Here is a 16,095-nt window from a genome sequence, read left to right on the forward strand (position 1 = left end):
TTCAGACACATTTGGACACGTGCCGACCTGGTCTAGCAGGTCGTTTGTTCCATGGGCTTTAGGGAAAATCCAAGTGATAAAAAAGATCCTGATCGCCAACCGCGGAGAAATCGCCGTCCGCATCGTGCGTGCCTGCGCCGAGATGGGGATTCGCTCTGTAGCGGTCTATTCCGAAGCTGATCGGCATGCCTTGCACGTCAAGCGCGCCGACGAAGCACACAATATCGGCGAAGACCCGCTGGCCGGTTATTTGAATCCGCGCAAGCTGGTGAATCTGGCGGTTGAAACCGGTTGTGATGCTCTGCATCCCGGTTACGGTTTTTTGTCAGAAAACGCTGAGTTGGCTGATATCTGCGCCGAGCGCGGGATCAAGTTCATCGGTCCGGCCGCTGAAGTCATTCGCCGTATGGGCGACAAGACTGAAGCGCGTCGCAGCATGATCAAGGCCGGTGTGCCGGTCACACCGGGCACTGAAGGCAACGTTGCCGACATCCACGAAGCCTTGATTGAAGGCGAACGCATTGGCTACCCGGTGATGCTCAAGGCCACCTCGGGTGGTGGCGGTCGCGGCATTCGTCGCTGCAACAGCCGTGAAGAACTCGAGCAAGCCTTCCCGCGGGTGATCTCGGAAGCGACCAAGGCCTTTGGTTCGGCCGAAGTGTTCCTCGAAAAATGCATCGTCAACCCCAAGCATATCGAAGCGCAAATTCTCGGCGACAGCTTTGGCAACGTGGTGCATCTGTTTGAGCGCGACTGCTCGATCCAGCGTCGCAACCAAAAGCTGATCGAAATCGCCCCAAGCCCGCAGCTGACCCCGGAACAGCGCGCCTATATCGGCGACCTGTCTGTGCGCGCAGCCAAGGCCGTGGGTTACGAGAACGCCGGTACCGTGGAGTTCCTGCTCGCCGAGGGCGAGGTGTACTTCATGGAGATGAACACTCGGGTGCAGGTGGAGCACACCATCACCGAAGAAATTACCGGCATCGACATTGTTCGTGAACAGATTCGTATCGCCTCTGGCCTGCCGCTCTCGATCAAGCAGGAAGACGTGCAGCATCGCGGCTTTGCCCTGCAGTTCCGGATCAACGCCGAAGACCCGAAAAACAACTTCCTGCCCAGTTTCGGCAAGATCACCCGTTACTACGCGCCCGGCGGCCCCGGTGTACGTACCGACACGGCGATCTACACCGGCTATACCATCCCGCCGTATTACGACTCCATGTGTCTGAAACTGGTGGTGTGGGCCCTGACCTGGGAAGAAGCGATGGACCGTGGTTTGCGCGCCCTCGACGACATGCGTCTGCAAGGGGTCAAAACCACCGCCGCGTATTACCAGGAAATCCTGCGTAACCCGGAATTCCGTAGTGGCCAGTTCAACACCAGCTTCGTAGAAAGCCACCCTGAGCTGACCAACTACTCGATCAAGCGCAAACCCGAAGAGTTGGCCCTGGCCATCGCTGCCGCCATCGCCGCCCACGCAGGCCTGTGAGGAAAAGAATAATGAGCAAGAAGATTTTCGTAACTGACACCATCCTGCGTGACGCCCACCAGTCGCTGCTGGCCACCCGCATGCGCACTGAAGACATGCTGCCGATCTGCGACAAGCTCGACAAAGTCGGCTACTGGTCCCTGGAAGTCTGGGGCGGCGCGACCTTTGATGCCTGCGTGCGTTTCCTCAAGGAAGATCCGTGGGAGCGTCTGCGCCAACTGCGTGCCGCCTTGCCCAACACGCGTCTGCAAATGTTGCTGCGCGGCCAGAACCTGCTGGGCTATCGCCATTACAGCGACGACGTGGTCAAAGCCTTCGTCGCCAAAGCAGCAGTCAACGGCATCGACGTGTTCCGCATCTTCGACGCCATGAACGACGTGCGTAACCTGCGTGTGGCCATCGAGGCGGTCAAAGCTGCCGGCAAGCATGCCCAAGGCACCATCGCCTATACCACCAGTCCGGTACATACCACCGAGGCGTTTGTGGCGCAGGCCAAGCAGATGGAAGCCATGGGCTGCGACTCGGTCGCCATCAAAGACATGGCTGGCCTGCTGACGCCGTACGCCACGGGTGAACTGGTCAAGGCGCTGAAAGCCGAAATCACTCTGCCGATCTTTATTCACTCCCATGACACCGCCGGTCTGGCTGCCATGTGCCAGCTCAAGGCTATCGAGAATGGCGCAGACCACATTGATACCGCGATCTCCAGCTTCGCGTGGGGCACCAGCCACCCGGGCACCGAGTCGATGGTTGCCGCGCTCAAAGGCAGTGAATACGACACCGGTCTCGATCTGTCGCTGTTGCAGGAAATCGGCATGTACTTCTACGCAGTGCGTAAGAAGTATCACCAGTTTGAAAGCGAATTCACCGCTGTAGATACCCGTGTTCAGGTTAACCAGGTCCCGGGCGGGATGATTTCCAACCTTGCCAACCAGCTCAAAGAGCAGGGTGCGCTGAACCGCATGAGCGAAGTGCTGGCCGAAATCCCGCGTGTGCGTGAAGACCTCGGTTACCCGCCGCTGGTGACACCAACGTCGCAAATTGTGGGTACTCAGGCATTCTTCAACGTATTGGCGGGTGAGCGTTACAAAACCATCACCAACGAAGTGAAGCTCTACCTGCAAGGCGGCTACGGCAAGGCGCCGGGCGTGGTCAACGAGCAACTGCGTCGTCAGGCCATTGGCAACGAAGAGCTGATCGACGTACGCCCTGCGGACCTGCTAAAGCCCGAAATGGTCAAGCTGCGTGCTGAAATTGGTGCCCTGGCCCAGTCGGAAGAAGACGTACTGACCTTCGCCATGTTCCCGGATATCGGTCGCAAGTTCCTTGAGGAGCGCGCTGCAGGCACTCTGACCCCAGAAGTGCTGCTGCCTATCCCTGAGGCTGGCGGTGTCACCAAGGCGAGCGGTGAGGGCGTGCCGACCGAGTTCGTGATCGACGTGCACGGTGAGAGCTATCGCGTTGACATAACCGGTGTGGGCGTCAAGGCTGAAGGCAAGCGTCACTTCTACCTGTCCATCGATGGCATGCCGGAAGAGGTGGTGTTCGAACCCCTCAACGAATTTGTTGGTGGCACCTCAAGCAAGCGCAAGCAGGCCAGCGAGCCAGGCCATGTGAGCACGGCAATGCCGGGCAATATCGTTGATGTACTGGTCGCTGTAGGCGATGTGGTCAAGGCGGGTCAGTCGGTACTGATCACCGAAGCGATGAAAATGGAAACTGAAGTCCAGGCCGGCATCGCAGGCAAAATCGTCACCATCCATGTAATCAAGGGCGATCGCGTTAATCCGGGCGAAATTCTGATCGAAATCGAAGCCTGATACTGTCTTTGATGTAAACGCTTTAAACCTCGGGGGGGCATGTGCTCCCCTTTTTTTTGCTCTTGAATTGAGGCTTTTTCGCAGGTTCGATTCAAGGAGTCTGGCGACGACAAGGCTGGAAAAGCGCCTGTAGCGCCTAGCAAGTAGGGCGAGGTGTGGTGTGCCCGTACGAGGCGTTAGACATAGGTCGCTGAGCCATGGTGTTTCAGGTGCATCGCGCTGCTACGAGTGTTTGCGCTTCTCCCTGTGCAACAGGGGTATCAAGCGGTCGCGTAGCGCAAATGTGTTTATTCCAAGCACAAAAACGCCCAGCAGTCCTTGCTGGGCGTATTGATCAAATTTTATACAACTGTGGCTCTGCATTCTTCCAGGGTCTTTATTTGGCCGCTTTCTGGTTGGTTATCCAATGCCAGCCATTTTTCGAACCCTGCCGCTAGTGGGGGCCATTCCGTACTAATAATGCTGTACCACGTGGTATCACGGTTTTTACCTTTAGCCACCATATGCTGGCGGAAAACGCCTTCGTATGTGTACCCCAATCGTACTGCAGTACGCTTTGATCTTGCGTTATCGTTGTTGCACTTCCATTCCAGACGCCGGTTGCCCAGGGCGAAGGCTTCCTTGGCGAGCAGGTAGACCGCCTCCGTGCTTTTCGGTGAGCGTTGCATGGGTGTGCCAAAGGCGACGTGGCCGATCTCGATACGCCCGTGCTCCGGGACGATGCACATCAGGCTAAGCAAGCCTTGTGCCTCACCGCTGGGCTTGTCGATAACGGCATAGAAATGTGGATCACGGCTATCGGCATGCTTTTGCAGCCAAGCGTCAAAGGTCGGACGCTCGTTAAATGGACCGTAGGGCAAGTAGTCCCACAGCTTGGGATCGGCCTGCGGCCCTTGTAAGGCTAGCCATAGTTCATCGCCATGACGTTCGGGGTCGAGCTTTTCCAGACGAATGAATCGCCCTTCGAGGGTGCGGGTATCCGGGGTTTTAGCCGCCAGCCAACGTTCTAGAGAGTCGGGCATTGCGCGTTCCTTATTTATGACAAGGTTTTGCGAAACTGAATAAAGCCGGGGCGCTCGCCAATGCGCTCATACAACTGAATAGCCGTGGCGTTGGTTTCCTGGGTGAGCCAATGCACTTTGCAGCAGTCCTTGGCGCGGGCGGCTGCGTATACATGCTCGATTAACTGACGACCCACCCCCTTGCCGCGCACATCGGGACTGACAAACAGGTCTTGAAGATAGCAGGCGTCTTTGATGCTCCAGTTGGTGCGGTGATAAACGCACTGCACCATGCCCACCGCTTTGTCGTCTTGCCAGGCCAGGGCCAGGGTGGTCGGTTCTGCCGGGTCGAGAAAACGCGCCCAGGTGGATTGGCTGATTTCGTCGGACAGCTCGGTTTTGTAGAAGCGCAAGTAAGCTTGCCAAAGTGGTAGCCACTGTTCGCGATCGGTGGCGGTGGCAGTTTTGATCTGGATTTGAGCCATTTTCAGTTATTCCTTAACCATTAAATGAGCGAGTGCGTGGTCTTGCGGGTTGGGGTTGGCCAGCAGGCCCTGGCGCACACCAGCCTGGTCGCGGGCGTCGCGGTTCTGGCTGAGTTTGCGTTTGCCTTGCAGGCGGGTGATAGGCAGGCGAAAGCCCACAATGGCCTTGAGCATGCTGTCGACATAGTCGGCGGGGGCGTCGCTGACAGCCCAGGGCGCGGGGCGATTGGCTTCATGCCTGTCGCTCAGGCGGCTGACCAGTGCCAGCAAACGTTCGGCATCATCGAACACCTCGGCCATGCCATAAGCGTGTACGGCCAGGTAATTCCAGGTGGGTACGGCTTTTCCGTGGTCGGCCTTGCCTGGGTAAAAGGTCGGGCTGATATAGGCCTGTTCGCCGGCAAAGATCACCAGTGCTTCCGTGCCTTGGGCCAGGTCCTGCCAGTGTGGATTGGCCCGGGCCAGGTGCCCGTACAATGTGCCGCACGGGCCTTCGTCGGGGTTCAACAGCATAGGCACATGACTGGCGAGCAGGCCCTGGCTGGCATGTGTGACCAGTACGGGCAGGGGGGAGGCCTGCATCTGCTGGTGCAGGATTTTAATGTCGTCTACGGCGAAGGCGCGGGGTACGTACATGGAAATTATCCTTGGCGATTGGCTTTATCCTAGGCAGGCTATTGGTTGGTTGTAAGAGCCATTAATGGTCAATTTCATAGGTCCAATCCATGAAGGATTCAGTTCTTTCCATCGCCTTCAACCCCGCCGGGATCGAGCTTGATCCCAAAAAGGGTCTGAGCCGCCAGCTGTATCTGGCATTGCGCCAACGTGTGCTGGATGGTCGTTTGAATGGCGGCTCGCGTTTGCCCGCCAGCCGTGACATGGCCGGTGCCTTGGGGATTTCCCGCAATAGTGTGATGCGGGCCTATGACCAGTTGTATGCCGAAGGATTTATTGAGGGGAGAGTTGGGGACGGTACCTATGTGGCCCAATTGCCAGAAAAAGCCCTGCCGCTAAAAAAGTTGTCCACCAACTTATCCACAGGCTTTTCAACAGGCTTATCCCCAGGGTTATCCACAAAACAGTCTGGAATACCTGTAATTACATCCAGTAAAGTTATCCACAGCACGGCTCTGAGCAGGGTTGCAACCCATGCATTGGACCTGCCACCCAGTGGTGTTCCCCGCGCATTTCGGGTGGGTGTTCCGGCGTTCGACTTATTCCCTTTCGAGGTATGGAGCAAGCTGCAGGCGGCTTTTTGGCGTAAGCCGGAGTTGCAGCATCTGTGCTACGGCGATCCTGCAGGTGATGAGCGTCTGCGTGCATTGATTGCGGCTTATTTGCGTACTTCACGAGGTTTATCGTGTACGGCTGAGCAAATTTTGATCACCAGTGGCGCGCAGCAAGGAATTAGCCTTTGTGCACAGCTGCTGGTGGAGCCGGGCGAAGGGGTGGCTGTGGAAAACCCCGGCTATCGCGCAGCTGCCTATGCCTTTGCGATTGCCGGGGCGAATGTGCAGGGCGTGGCGGTGGATCAGGACGGTATGGACTGTTCGGCGCTGGCGCATTTGAACAACTGTCGGCTGGCCTATGTCACGCCCTCCCATCAATACCCCAGCGGGGTCACCATGAGCCTGGCCCGGCGCCTGGAACTGCTGGCCTGGGCCGAGCGTACAGAGGGCTGGATTGTCGAAGACGACTACGATGGCGAGTACCGCTATAGCGGTGCGCCGCTGGCCCCGCTGGCGGCATTGGACCGCAGCGGGCGGGTGATTTATGTCGGTACCTTCGGCAAGGTGGCGTTTCCGGCGTTGCGCCTGGGGTATCTGGTGCTGCCCAAGGGGCTGATCGAGCCGTTTGCCCGCCGGCGCTCGCTGGATATGCGCCATTCGGAGGTCGGCACTCAGGCAGTGATGGCCGAGTTTATGGCGGCGGGGCATTTTCAGCGGCATATACGGCGGATGCGTCGCGCGGCTTTGAGTCGCCGTGATGTGTTGCTGGCCAACTGGCCACAGAGGTTGGCGGAGGTTGGGGCCATGCCGGGTATCGCGGCGGGCTTGCATGTGGCGGTGCCGGTGGCGAGTTTGGCTCGTGAGCAGCAACTGCTGGCGCAGGCCCGGGCAGTGGACGTGGAGATCAACGGGCTGAGCAGTTATTGGTTACAGGATTCGAGTGAGCCTGTGGATAACCGCGCGGGATTGGTGTTGGGGTTTGCAGCGGTACCCGAAGTGGAGATCAAGGCGGCGCTGGAGCGGCTGGGCAAGGTGTGGAATGGCAGCCGTTGAACCTGTGGGAGCGGGCTTGCTCGCGAGGGGGGCACCGCATTAATTCAGACAGACCGCACCGGCTGAATCACGAGCAAGCCCGCTCCCACAGGAAGGGCTTGATCATTGCGCGCTTTCAAACCCTTCAAGCACATTCACCGCATTCACGCCGATTTCTTCAACCGCATAGCCACCTTCCATCACGAACAGTGTCGGTTTGCCCAGCCGCGCAATACGCTCACCCATGCGCAGGTAGTCCGGGCTGTCGAGTTTGAATTGGGAAATCGGGTCGTTCTTGAATGTATCCACACCCAGCGAAACCACGATTACGTCAGCGTCATAGCGCTCGATTTCAGCGCAGGCCAATTCCAGCGCCGCGCTCCAGCGATCCCAGGCCGAACCCGCAGCCAGCGGGTAGTTGAAGTTAAAGCCTTCCCCGGGCCCTTCGCCCAGTTCATCTTCATACCCTAAAAAGAACGGAAACTCGGCCTCAGGATGGCCGTGAATCGAGGTAAACAGCACGTCGTTACGTTCATAGAAAATCGACTGCGTACCATTACCGTGATGGTAATCAACGTCGAGGATAGCCACCTTGCTGTAGCCTTGATCGAGAAAGGCCTGGGCTGCTATGGCGGCGTTATTCAGGTAGCAGTAACCGCCCATCAAGTCGCTGGCGGCGTGATGCCCCGGTGGCCGGCAAAGTGCGAAAGCACTGTGGGCGCCGTTTTGAATTTCGGCTTGGGCAGTCAGGGCTACTTGCGCTGCACTGTAAGCCGCTTGCCATGTGCCCGCAGTAATCGGCGCTCCGCCGTCGAAGCTGTAATACCCAAGCTGGCCATGCAGGCTGGTGGGCAGAACGGCACGTAAAGTACGGGCAGGCCAGGTATAAGGCAGCAAGTCACCGTCGCGGCCATGTTGGGCCCAGCGGTCCCAGGCACCCTGGAAAAAGTCCAGGTAGGCCGCACTGTGAATCCGCTCGATAGGCCCGCGGCCGAAGTCTTGCGGGGCGCTCACTGGGCCGAGTTCACGGGTTTGTACACGTTGCAAAATATGGTCGGCCCGTGATGGCATTTCAAAGCAGGGCAACAGTTGCCCGTCCATCAACTCACAACGGCCATGATGCAGGTGGTGATCGTCCGAATAGATCGTCAGCATTGTCTTGTTCTCCCAGGGCATGAGCGGTTGGCTACAGTCTTGCGGCGCCGGGGGTTTGAGAGAACGGCAGGAGCGGCCAAAAGGAGATGTATGTGGCCAAAATGGTTGACCGTAATTGGCCCCTGCCCATCCCCTCTGAATCAGGCCCGGAACTGGCTGGGTGCAACCCCGCTCCAGCGCACGAAGGCATGGCGGAAGCTCGCGGTTTCACTGAAACCCAGGGTCTCGGCAATCTTGTAAATGGGCCATTCGGTTTCGTTGAGCAGCAGCTTGGCGCGCTCAAAACGCAGGTCATCGAGCAGCGTCTGGTAGCTGCAACCCATATCGTGCAAGTGGCGGCGCAGGGTGCGCGGCGAGCAGTTCATGTGCTCGGCCAGCCCTTCGAGGCCGGGGGCTGCATGCAGTTGTGCGGCCAGCAACTGGCGGATGCGTTCCAGCCAGGTTTGTCTCCCGGTGAACTCCAGATTCTGTTTGCGGCAACGCTCGGCCATCGCTTGATGGGTCACCGCATCGGCCAGTGGCAAAGGCTGGTCGAGCCATCGCTTGGCGAAGGCGAAAGCATTGCTGTCGGCATCGAACTGACGCGGGCAATCGAAGCTTTGCCCGTAGCTGGCGTGGTAGTCGGGTGCGCTGTGGATAAAGCGTGCACCCAATAGCGGCAGCGATTGGCCTAGCAAGTCTTCGCATATAACCTTGAGCGAAACCAGGCATAGCTCGGTATTGAACACCGCCATTTGCGGGCTCTCGGCATAGCCATTGGCACAGAACCGGACCTGTTCGCCCTCGACCTCCAGGCTCAGCTCAAAAAGTGTTCCCAGCAGCGCCGGGTAGCGTAAAGCTAGACGCAATGCGTCACCTAAGGTGGCACTGGTGAGTAGGGCGTAACCGAGTATGCCGTAGGACGACACATGCATGCGTCGCCCTAGTTCAAGGCCGATTTCGCGGCGCAGAGCCACGGCATTGGCGCACACGCGCATTTCCTGATTGGTGGTGATGCGAGTGTCTGCACGGCTCAGGTCCGCCGCCCGAATGCCGCTGCCGGCCAGCAGCATCTCGCTGGGCAAGCCTTCTGCGTTGAAGGTGCTGAGCACCAGGGATACGGCGTTGAGCGTTGTGAGATGGGAGTGGAGCATGCTCGTTTCCTGCCTGGGAAGTGCAGGAAACGAGCAAGTTGCGTGCCGGGGGATGTACACCGAACCTGTAGCCGCTGCCGCAGGCTGCGATAAGAGCCGCAGGACCTTCAATCAAGGCGGGTCTGGTGCACAGTCCATCACAGCCTGCTACAGCGGCTACATAGGCTGGGTTATGGGCTTTTAGGCCAGCTCCCCGCACACATCCAGTTCGATCAGGCGGCGCACCTCGGCCAGCGGCAGGTCAGCGCCAAGCAAGGCATGCAGTTTGCCGAACACGGCCTCGCGGGTCATTCCGCCACCTGACAGCACACCCGCCTCACGCAAGCGGCTGCCAGCTTCGTACACGTCCAGTTCTACACCGCCTTCATGGCATTGGGTAATGGCCACGATCACAATGCCATTTTCCTGTGCCCGTTGCAGACTGGCGAGAAAGTCCGGGTTGTCGCCAGGGCCGGTGCCACTGCCGAAGCACTCCAGTACCAGGGCTTCGATCCCGCTGTTGAGCAAGGCATCGAGCTGGGCGGCGCCAATCCCTGGCACCAGTGGCAGCACGCCTACGCTGGCCTGGTGTTTGGGGTAGCTGTAGGCCAGTTCTGCCGGGAGGGTGCTGGCTTTGGCTCCGCCGCCGTTGCGTGTCAGCGTCACAAACGGGTTACGGCCAAAGCTGCGCACTTTGGCGCAGCGAGTTGGAGCCATCAGCTTGCCGTGGAAGTACAGCTGTACGCCGTTAGGCTGGCCCTGGCCCAGCGCCTGCAAGGCACCGCTGATGTTTTCCCAGGCATCGCTGTCAGGTACGCCCGCTGGCAGCATGGAGCCGGTGAAGAGTACCGGTGCAGGCAAGCCCAGCAGTTGAAAGCACATCGCCGCAGCGCTGTAGGCCAGCGTGTCAGTGCCATGCAGGACCAGTACAGCATCGCAGCCATCCTGCTCGACGGCTTCGATGATCGCGCTGCGCAGGCGTAGCCAGTAGGCAGGCGTCATGTTGGCGCTGTCGATCAGCGGGCTCATTTCGCGAAAGGCCCATTGCGGTACTTGCAGCTGCGGTTGGCTGGCCAGGTGCTCGCGCATGCGTGCCTCAAAACCCGAGGCTGGTGCCAGACCGCTGGCGCTGGCCTGCATGCCGATGGTGCCGCCGGTGTAGAGCACCATGACGTGTTGGCAGGTGTGATGAGTGGCTGCGGTCATTATTGAGTCTCCATAAGCAAAAACGCGGCGGTTCTGGAGAACCGCCGCGTCAAGTATCAGCGTTTTGTTTCGTCGACCTGGGCGGCCGGCTTTGGCGGCCAGGCCTTTAGATCGAGATCCAGATCCGGGAATTTACTGGAATCGAAGACAGGTGTCTTGATCCCCGCGCGGCGCTGGTCATCGTAGTCCTTGAGCACGCGCATGCAGATCTTGAACAGCATCGCCAGCGCAACCAGGTTAACGAAGGCGAGCATGGTCATGGCAATGTCGGCGAAAGCGAAAACCGTTTGCAGGTTTTCGATCGACCCCCAAAAGATCAGCACCAGTACCAGTGCGCGATAACCCATCAGTGCTTTGCGGCTCTCTCCAACCAAAAAGCGCAGGTTGTTCTCGCCCAGGTAGTAGTTGTAGAGCATCGAGGTGAATACGAACAGCGCCAGGGCCACGCTTATAAAGACACGACCCCATTCGCCGACCACGGCTGCCAGGGAGTTCTGGGTCAGGGCAATGCCGTCGCCTTCAAAACCTGGGGTGTAGAAGCCCGACAACAGAATCAGCAAAGCCGTACAGGTGCAGATCACAAAGGTGTCGAGGAATACGCTGAATGCCTGCACCACGCCTTGGGCGATCGGGTGCTCAACATCGGCCACGGCAGCCACGTTCGGGGCGCTGCCCAGACCGGCTTCGTTGGCGAAGACGCCACGTTTGACGCCCATCACGATTGCACTGCCGATCAGGCCACCGAACACAGGGTCCAGGCCGAAGGCGCTCTTGACGATATGGCCCAGCATGGCGGGTACGTGGTCGAACTGCAGTACGATCACATACAGGGTGACCGCAATATAGGCCAGGGTCTTGACCGGTACCAGCAGGTCGGCTACCGAAGCGATACGCTTGATCCCGCCGATAAACACCAAGCCCAGCAGGATGGCGATGGCCAGCCCCGAGTAGTTGACCTTGAAGCCGAAGGCGTCTTGCAGCGAGTGGGTCACGGCATGGGCTTGCAGGCCCATGAAGGCAAAACCGAAGGTGATCAGCAACAGCACGGCCATCAGTTTGCCCATCCACACTTTGCCCAGGCCGTACTTCATATAGAAGGACGGGCCGCCGCGCAGTTGGCCTTCCGAATCACGACGCTTGTACAGCTGGCCCAGGGAGCATTCGATCAGGCTGCTGGACATGCCGACCAGGGCGGTCACCCACATCCAGAACACGGCACCGGGGCCACCCAGGGTAACGGCAATACCGACGCCGGCAATGTTGCCCGCGCCGACACGGCCGGCCAGGCTCAGCATCAATGCCTGAAATGAGCTCAGCTCACCGGCGCTGCTGCGCAGGCTGTCCTTGAAAACCGAAAACATGTGCAGAAAGTAACGAAACTGAACGAAACGCGAGCGGATCGTGAAGTAGCCACCGAGCCCGACCATGAGCACGATTAGCACTTTCCCTGAGAGGAAGTCATTGATGACTTCAAGCATGGATTATTCCTCGCTGTTTTTATCTGATGGCAACACGGCCGGATCGAAATATCGCGTTACACCTGCTTGAGCAAGGCATTAACGTAGGCGATCAGTGTGACCCTGGCCATGTTGCTGCTTGGTTTACGATGCTGTTTCCGTGCTGACGATGGCCGCTGGTGCTGGGGCCGGGCACAGGAAGAGGGGCGGCACTATACCTAGGAGCGCAGGAAGCGTCTGCATAAGTGACTGAATTTTCATGTGTGAGTTGTCCGATATGGCTTTGTTTATTGTCAAATTGCCCTCACCCCAGCCCTCTCCCTGAGGGTGAAAGGGCTCGATTTGTGGCGTTAATCAGATCTGCTTTTGCCTTTAGTCTTCTCTCCCTCTGGGAGAGGGGGGAGGGGTTTCAAAATTCCAGGGCCAAAAAAAAGGGCCTGCAGACGTATCTGCAAGCCCTCAAAAGGTGAGAGGTGTCTAGTCCCTCGACCTGGTGAGCGTTGAGCGTGTTACAGCATCAGGCCTTGAGTGGCACCAGACGCGGAGCAATCATGTTTTCCGGGCGCAGGATGTCGTCGAGCATGGCGTCGTCGAGCAAGCCTTCTTCGCGCACCAGTTCCAGTACGCCGCGGCCGCTTTCAAGAGCGATACGGGCGATACGGGTGGCGTTTTCATAACCGATGTACGGGTTAAGTGCCGTCACCAGACCAATCGAGTGCTCGACCAGTTCACGGCAGCGCGCTTCGTTGGCCGTGATGCCGGTGATGCAGTGTTCGCGCAGCATGTCCATGGCGCGTTGCAGCAGACGAATCGAGTCGAAGATCTTGAACGCGATCAGCGGCTCCATAACGTTCAGTTGCAGCTGGCCACCTTCGGCAGCGATGGTCAGGGCCAGGTCGTTACCGATGATCTGGAATGCCACCTGGTTCACGGCTTCCGGGATAACCGGGTTGACCTTGCCTGGCATGATCGAACTGCCTGGCTGACGTGCTGGCAGGTTGATTTCGTTGATGCCGGTACGTGGGCCGCTGGACAGCAGGCGCAAGTCGTTGCAGATCTTCGACAGCTTGACCGCGGTACGCTTGAGCATGCCGGAGAACAGTACGAAGGCGCCCATGTCGGAGGTGGCTTCGATCAGGTCGGCCGCCGGTACCAGCGGGTGACCGCTGATGGTGGCCAGGCGGTTCACGGCCAGCATCTGGTAACGCGGGTCGGCGTTGATGCCGGTACCGATGGCGGTGCCACCCAGGTTCACTTCAGTCAGCAGCTCTGGCGCCAGGGTTTTCAGGCGAGCCAGGTCTTCACTCAATGTAGTGGCGAAAGCGCGGAACTCTTGACCCAGGGTCATTGGCACGGCGTCTTGCAGTTGGGTACGGCCCATTTTCAGGACGTGACTGAACTCGGCGCCTTTGGCTGCAAACGACTGGATCAGGCTGTCGAGGCTGGCCAGTAGCGCGTCGTGACCCAACAACAGGCCCAGACGAATGGCCGTCGGGTAGGCGTCGTTGGTCGACTGCGCCATGTTGACGTCGTTGTTCGGGTGCAGGTATTGGTATTCGCCTTTCTGATGGCCCATGGCCTCCAGCGCGATGTTGGTGATCACTTCGTTGGCATTCATGTTGGTTGAAGTGCCAGCGCCGCCTTGAATCATGTCCACCACGAACTCTTCGTGGAAATCGCCGCGGATCAGACGTGCACACGCTTCGCTGATGGCAGCGTGCTTGGCGTCGCTCAGATGACCCAACTCGCAGTTGGCGTCAGCAGCGGCTTGTTTAACCATGGCCAGGCCCACAACCAGCTTCGGGTAATGCGAGATCGGAACGCCGGAGAGACGGAAGTTGTTCACCGCTCGCAGGGTCTGGATGCCGTAATACGCTTGAGCGGGTACTTCGAGTACGCCAAGCAGGTCTTTTTCGGTACGGAAAGATGCAGCGGAGGACATGATAGAAATCATCTCGATATGAACCCGGTCTGGGCCGGAACGCTGCGAATCCTAGGCCTGCAGACTATTTTGGGCCAATGCCTTTAAACACTAACCTATGCATAAACGGCATAATAGCGACGTGACGCGGCAGGCGCGTCGAGCGTGTGACCCATTTTGGTGCGCGTCCGGGAGGACTCGATGAATCTCGAAAGTAAATGGTTAGAGGACTTCAGTGCCCTGGCTGCTACCCGCAGTTTTTCCCAGGCAGCAGAGCGCCGTTTCGTCACTCAGCCGGCCTTTAGTCGGCGAATTCGCAGCCTTGAAGCGGCGCTTGGGCTGACCTTGGTGAATCGTTCCCGCACCCCGGTGGAGTTGACTGCGGCCGGTCAGCTGTTTTTGGTTACCGCACGTACGGTCGTCGAACAGTTGGGTGAGGTGCTGCGTCACCTTCATCACCTCGAAGGCGGGCAGGGTGAGGTCATGCAAGTGGCTGCCGCTCACTCCCTGGCCCTGGGTTTTTTCCCGCGCTGGATCGCCCAGTTGCGCAATGAAGGGCTGAACATCGCGACACGACTGGTTGCGACTAACGTCGGAGACGCGGTGCATGCTTTGCGCGAAGGTGGCTGCGATTTGATGCTGGCTTTTTACGATCCGGATGCGGCCTTGCAGATGGATCCGGAAATTTTCCCGTCCCTGCACCTGGGTAATACCGAAATGCTGCCGGTATGTGCTGCCGATGCCGACGGCAAGCCGCTTTTCGATCTGGAAGGCGATGTCAGCGTGCCACTGCTGGCCTATAGCGCTGGCGCATTTTTGGGCCGCTCGGTGAATTTGCTGCTACGCCAGCGCAGCCTGCGCTTTACCACTATTTATGAGACCGCGATGGCCGACAGCCTTAAAAGCATGGCGCTCGAAGGGTTGGGCATCGCCTGGGTGCCGCATTTGAGCGTGCGTGCCGAGCTGGCGCGGGGCGAGCTGGTGGTGTGCGGTGGCCCGCAATGGCATGTGCCGCTGGAGATTCGCCTGTACCGGTGTGCCCTGGTACGCAAGGCCAACGTACGGTTGTTGTGGCGCAAGCTGGAAAGTGGAACTCAACCGGAGTGAACCCGGCCTCCACCCTCATTAATTCATGAGGAGTCATCAATCAGGATCATGCAAATATCGGCAGGCTTTTCGGCCCGCCGATATTCGGCCATGGGTGCAGCAGAAACGGTTTGAATAGACATGCGCAATGTTTCAATAACGGCACCAATATGCGGACGGTCTTCATTTATTGCTCGGGCGTAAACCTGTCGAGTAATAAATAAGTTTAATCGGTGATCGTTTTCTAAGTAGCAGCGTCATGGCAAGTGTAGATGCGTTTATGGATTGTGATTTTTAGCCATTATCAAGATGATGGTCGACAAGATTGTTAACAGTTTAAGCCTCAAAGGGCATCACTTAAGAACGCTCTTATGTTATCTCTGTTTTCTGGCGTGAAACGGTAACAATTACTTCGAAAAGTTGAAGCGTTGGGAAACATGAACGTTTCACATACGCTGCCCCATGGATTGTGGCCGAGTGCTGCATTGTTGTGGGATGCATTGAAACTGTGGCCTACTTCGTGGGCGATCACTTGATAGTGTTTAAGGCTGGCAATGACGGCGGGTTGTCCGGGGTAAGCGCAGCCCAGGGTGGTTTCGTTGAGCGGGGAGTGCGTAACCAGAATGTAGCGTTCGGTTTTACCCCACTTTAGCCCGTGTTGGTTTTTGTATCGGATGGCCGCCAATTCCCATCGATGAAGAACATCGTCTATGGACTGACTTTTATAGTTGAAGTCAGTCATGCCCTGCACGTTACGTATGTCCTTGAATATAAAAGATCGTTTTGTAATTGCCGTGATTTCGTCGGTAAACTCTTTGAAGTATGCACGCCCCAATGTGTTGATGGCGCGGTGCGGGACATCGTTGTGGATAAAAATATAAAGTGTGATCGGTTGCATGGGAAATATCCTTTTAATAAGGAGCCTGCAATCCTTGCAGGACTGTTTACGTTTTTGCTGTTACCGGTTTGAATTTAAGTGAAGACGTTAATTCCAGGTTTCGCCGTGGCTGGAATTCGTCGAGTTATGTCGTTTCTATCTCTGTGCGATGTAGGCGTGGCACCCGATGATCAGAGGCCGTAGCCGAGGAGGAGTGCGTTGACC

At 57.9% G+C, this 16,095-nt stretch carries 13 protein-coding genes; 4 read left to right on the forward strand and 9 right to left on the reverse strand.

Annotated features, from left to right (window positions below):
* Positions 1-73 precede the first annotated feature (73 nt).
* Complete coding sequence (locus PPTH39_RS17155; protein ID WP_016782925.1) at positions 74-1,489, forward strand: acetyl-CoA carboxylase biotin carboxylase subunit; 1,416 nt, start codon at positions 74-76, stop codon at positions 1,487-1,489.
* Between the two features lie 11 nt (positions 1,490-1,500).
* Positions 1,501-3,309: a sodium-extruding oxaloacetate decarboxylase subunit alpha gene (oadA, locus tag PPTH39_RS17160; RefSeq protein ID WP_094999542.1), complete on the forward strand. Its 1,809-nt coding sequence runs from the start codon at positions 1,501-1,503 to the stop codon at positions 3,307-3,309.
* A gap of 341 nt (positions 3,310-3,650) precedes the next feature.
* On the opposite strand, the gene PPTH39_RS17165 is transcribed toward oadA, so the two are convergent.
* The 3 genes from PPTH39_RS17165 to PPTH39_RS17175 are packed head-to-tail and all read right to left on the reverse strand — an operon-like array spanning position 3,651 to position 5,431.
* Positions 3,651-4,331 (reverse strand): GNAT family N-acetyltransferase, encoded by a 681-nt coding sequence (locus PPTH39_RS17165; protein ID WP_130872234.1) that lies wholly within the window; start codon positions 4,329-4,331, stop codon positions 3,651-3,653.
* A gap of 14 nt (positions 4,332-4,345) precedes the next feature.
* Positions 4,346-4,795, reverse strand: coding sequence for a GNAT family N-acetyltransferase (locus PPTH39_RS17170; protein ID WP_094999540.1), 450 nt, complete (start codon positions 4,793-4,795; stop codon positions 4,346-4,348).
* Positions 4,796-4,801: 6 nt separating this feature from the next.
* Positions 4,802-5,431, reverse strand: a complete 630-nt coding sequence (locus PPTH39_RS17175; protein ID WP_095017943.1) for an FMN-binding negative transcriptional regulator — start codon at positions 5,429-5,431, stop codon at positions 4,802-4,804.
* 89 nt (positions 5,432-5,520) lie between these two features.
* Between PPTH39_RS17175 and pdxR the strand changes: the two genes are divergently transcribed.
* Positions 5,521-7,077, forward strand: coding sequence for a MocR-like pyridoxine biosynthesis transcription factor PdxR (gene pdxR, locus PPTH39_RS17180; protein WP_130872235.1), 1,557 nt, complete (start codon positions 5,521-5,523; stop codon positions 7,075-7,077).
* 102 nt (positions 7,078-7,179) lie between these two features.
* Here the strand turns inward: pdxR and PPTH39_RS17185 are convergent, their stop codons facing one another.
* From PPTH39_RS17185 to aspA, 5 genes are all read right to left on the reverse strand, one after another.
* On the reverse strand, positions 7,180-8,211 hold the full coding sequence (locus PPTH39_RS17185) for a histone deacetylase family protein (protein WP_095031579.1): 1,032 nt from the start codon (positions 8,209-8,211) through the stop codon (positions 7,180-7,182).
* A gap of 140 nt (positions 8,212-8,351) precedes the next feature.
* Positions 8,352-9,344, reverse strand: a complete 993-nt coding sequence (locus PPTH39_RS17190) for an AraC family transcriptional regulator (RefSeq protein ID WP_094999536.1) — start codon at positions 9,342-9,344, stop codon at positions 8,352-8,354.
* Between the two features lie 180 nt (positions 9,345-9,524).
* Positions 9,525-10,529 (reverse strand): asparaginase, encoded by a 1,005-nt coding sequence (locus PPTH39_RS17195; RefSeq protein WP_130872236.1) that lies wholly within the window; start codon positions 10,527-10,529, stop codon positions 9,525-9,527.
* A gap of 56 nt (positions 10,530-10,585) precedes the next feature.
* Complete coding sequence (locus PPTH39_RS17200) at positions 10,586-12,007, reverse strand: alanine/glycine:cation symporter family protein (RefSeq protein ID WP_094999534.1); 1,422 nt, start codon at positions 12,005-12,007, stop codon at positions 10,586-10,588.
* A gap of 496 nt (positions 12,008-12,503) precedes the next feature.
* Positions 12,504-13,928 carry an aspartate ammonia-lyase gene (aspA, locus tag PPTH39_RS17205; RefSeq protein WP_130872237.1) on the reverse strand — a complete coding sequence of 475 codons (1,425 nt, stop codon included), beginning with the start codon at positions 13,926-13,928 and terminating at the stop codon, positions 12,504-12,506.
* 180 nt (positions 13,929-14,108) lie between these two features.
* Between aspA and PPTH39_RS17210 the strand changes: the two genes are divergently transcribed.
* Entirely contained in the window at positions 14,109-15,014 is a 906-nt protein-coding gene (locus tag PPTH39_RS17210) for a LysR substrate-binding domain-containing protein (RefSeq protein ID WP_095017945.1), read from the forward strand.
* A gap of 322 nt (positions 15,015-15,336) precedes the next feature.
* On the opposite strand, the gene PPTH39_RS17215 is transcribed toward PPTH39_RS17210, so the two are convergent.
* Entirely contained in the window at positions 15,337-15,891 is a 555-nt protein-coding gene (locus PPTH39_RS17215; RefSeq protein ID WP_094999531.1) for a hypothetical protein, read from the reverse strand.
* Between the last annotated feature and the right edge of the window lie 204 nt (positions 15,892-16,095).

It is taken from the genome of Pseudomonas bubulae, assembly GCF_900618535.1.
GTDB classification, from domain to species: domain Bacteria; phylum Pseudomonadota; class Gammaproteobacteria; order Pseudomonadales; family Pseudomonadaceae; genus Aquipseudomonas; species Aquipseudomonas bubulae.

Coding starts and splice junctions, on each gene's coding strand:
- PPTH39_RS17165 (WP_130872234.1), bottom strand. CDS start 4,331: ATGCCCGACTCTCTAGAACGTTGGCTGGCGGCTAAAACCCCGGATACC.
- PPTH39_RS17200 (WP_094999534.1), bottom strand. CDS start 12,007: ATGCTTGAAGTCATCAATGACTTCCTCTCAGGGAAAGTGCTAATCGTG.
- PPTH39_RS17175 (WP_095017943.1), bottom strand. CDS start 5,431: ATGTACGTACCCCGCGCCTTCGCCGTAGACGACATTAAAATCCTGCAC.
- PPTH39_RS17215 (WP_094999531.1), bottom strand. CDS start 15,891: ATGCAACCGATCACACTTTATATTTTTATCCACAACGATGTCCCGCAC.
- PPTH39_RS17190 (WP_094999536.1), bottom strand. CDS start 9,344: ATGCTCCACTCCCATCTCACAACGCTCAACGCCGTATCCCTGGTGCTC.
- PPTH39_RS17210 (WP_095017945.1), top strand. CDS start 14,109: ATGAATCTCGAAAGTAAATGGTTAGAGGACTTCAGTGCCCTGGCTGCT.
- oadA (WP_094999542.1), top strand. CDS start 1,501: ATGAGCAAGAAGATTTTCGTAACTGACACCATCCTGCGTGACGCCCAC.
- aspA (WP_130872237.1), bottom strand. CDS start 13,928: ATGTCCTCCGCTGCATCTTTCCGTACCGAAAAAGACCTGCTTGGCGTA.
- PPTH39_RS17185 (WP_095031579.1), bottom strand. CDS start 8,211: ATGCTGACGATCTATTCGGACGATCACCACCTGCATCATGGCCGTTGT.
- PPTH39_RS17195 (WP_130872236.1), bottom strand. CDS start 10,529: ATGACCGCAGCCACTCATCACACCTGCCAACACGTCATGGTGCTCTAC.
- PPTH39_RS17170 (WP_094999540.1), bottom strand. CDS start 4,795: ATGGCTCAAATCCAGATCAAAACTGCCACCGCCACCGATCGCGAACAG.
- pdxR (WP_130872235.1), top strand. CDS start 5,521: ATGAAGGATTCAGTTCTTTCCATCGCCTTCAACCCCGCCGGGATCGAG.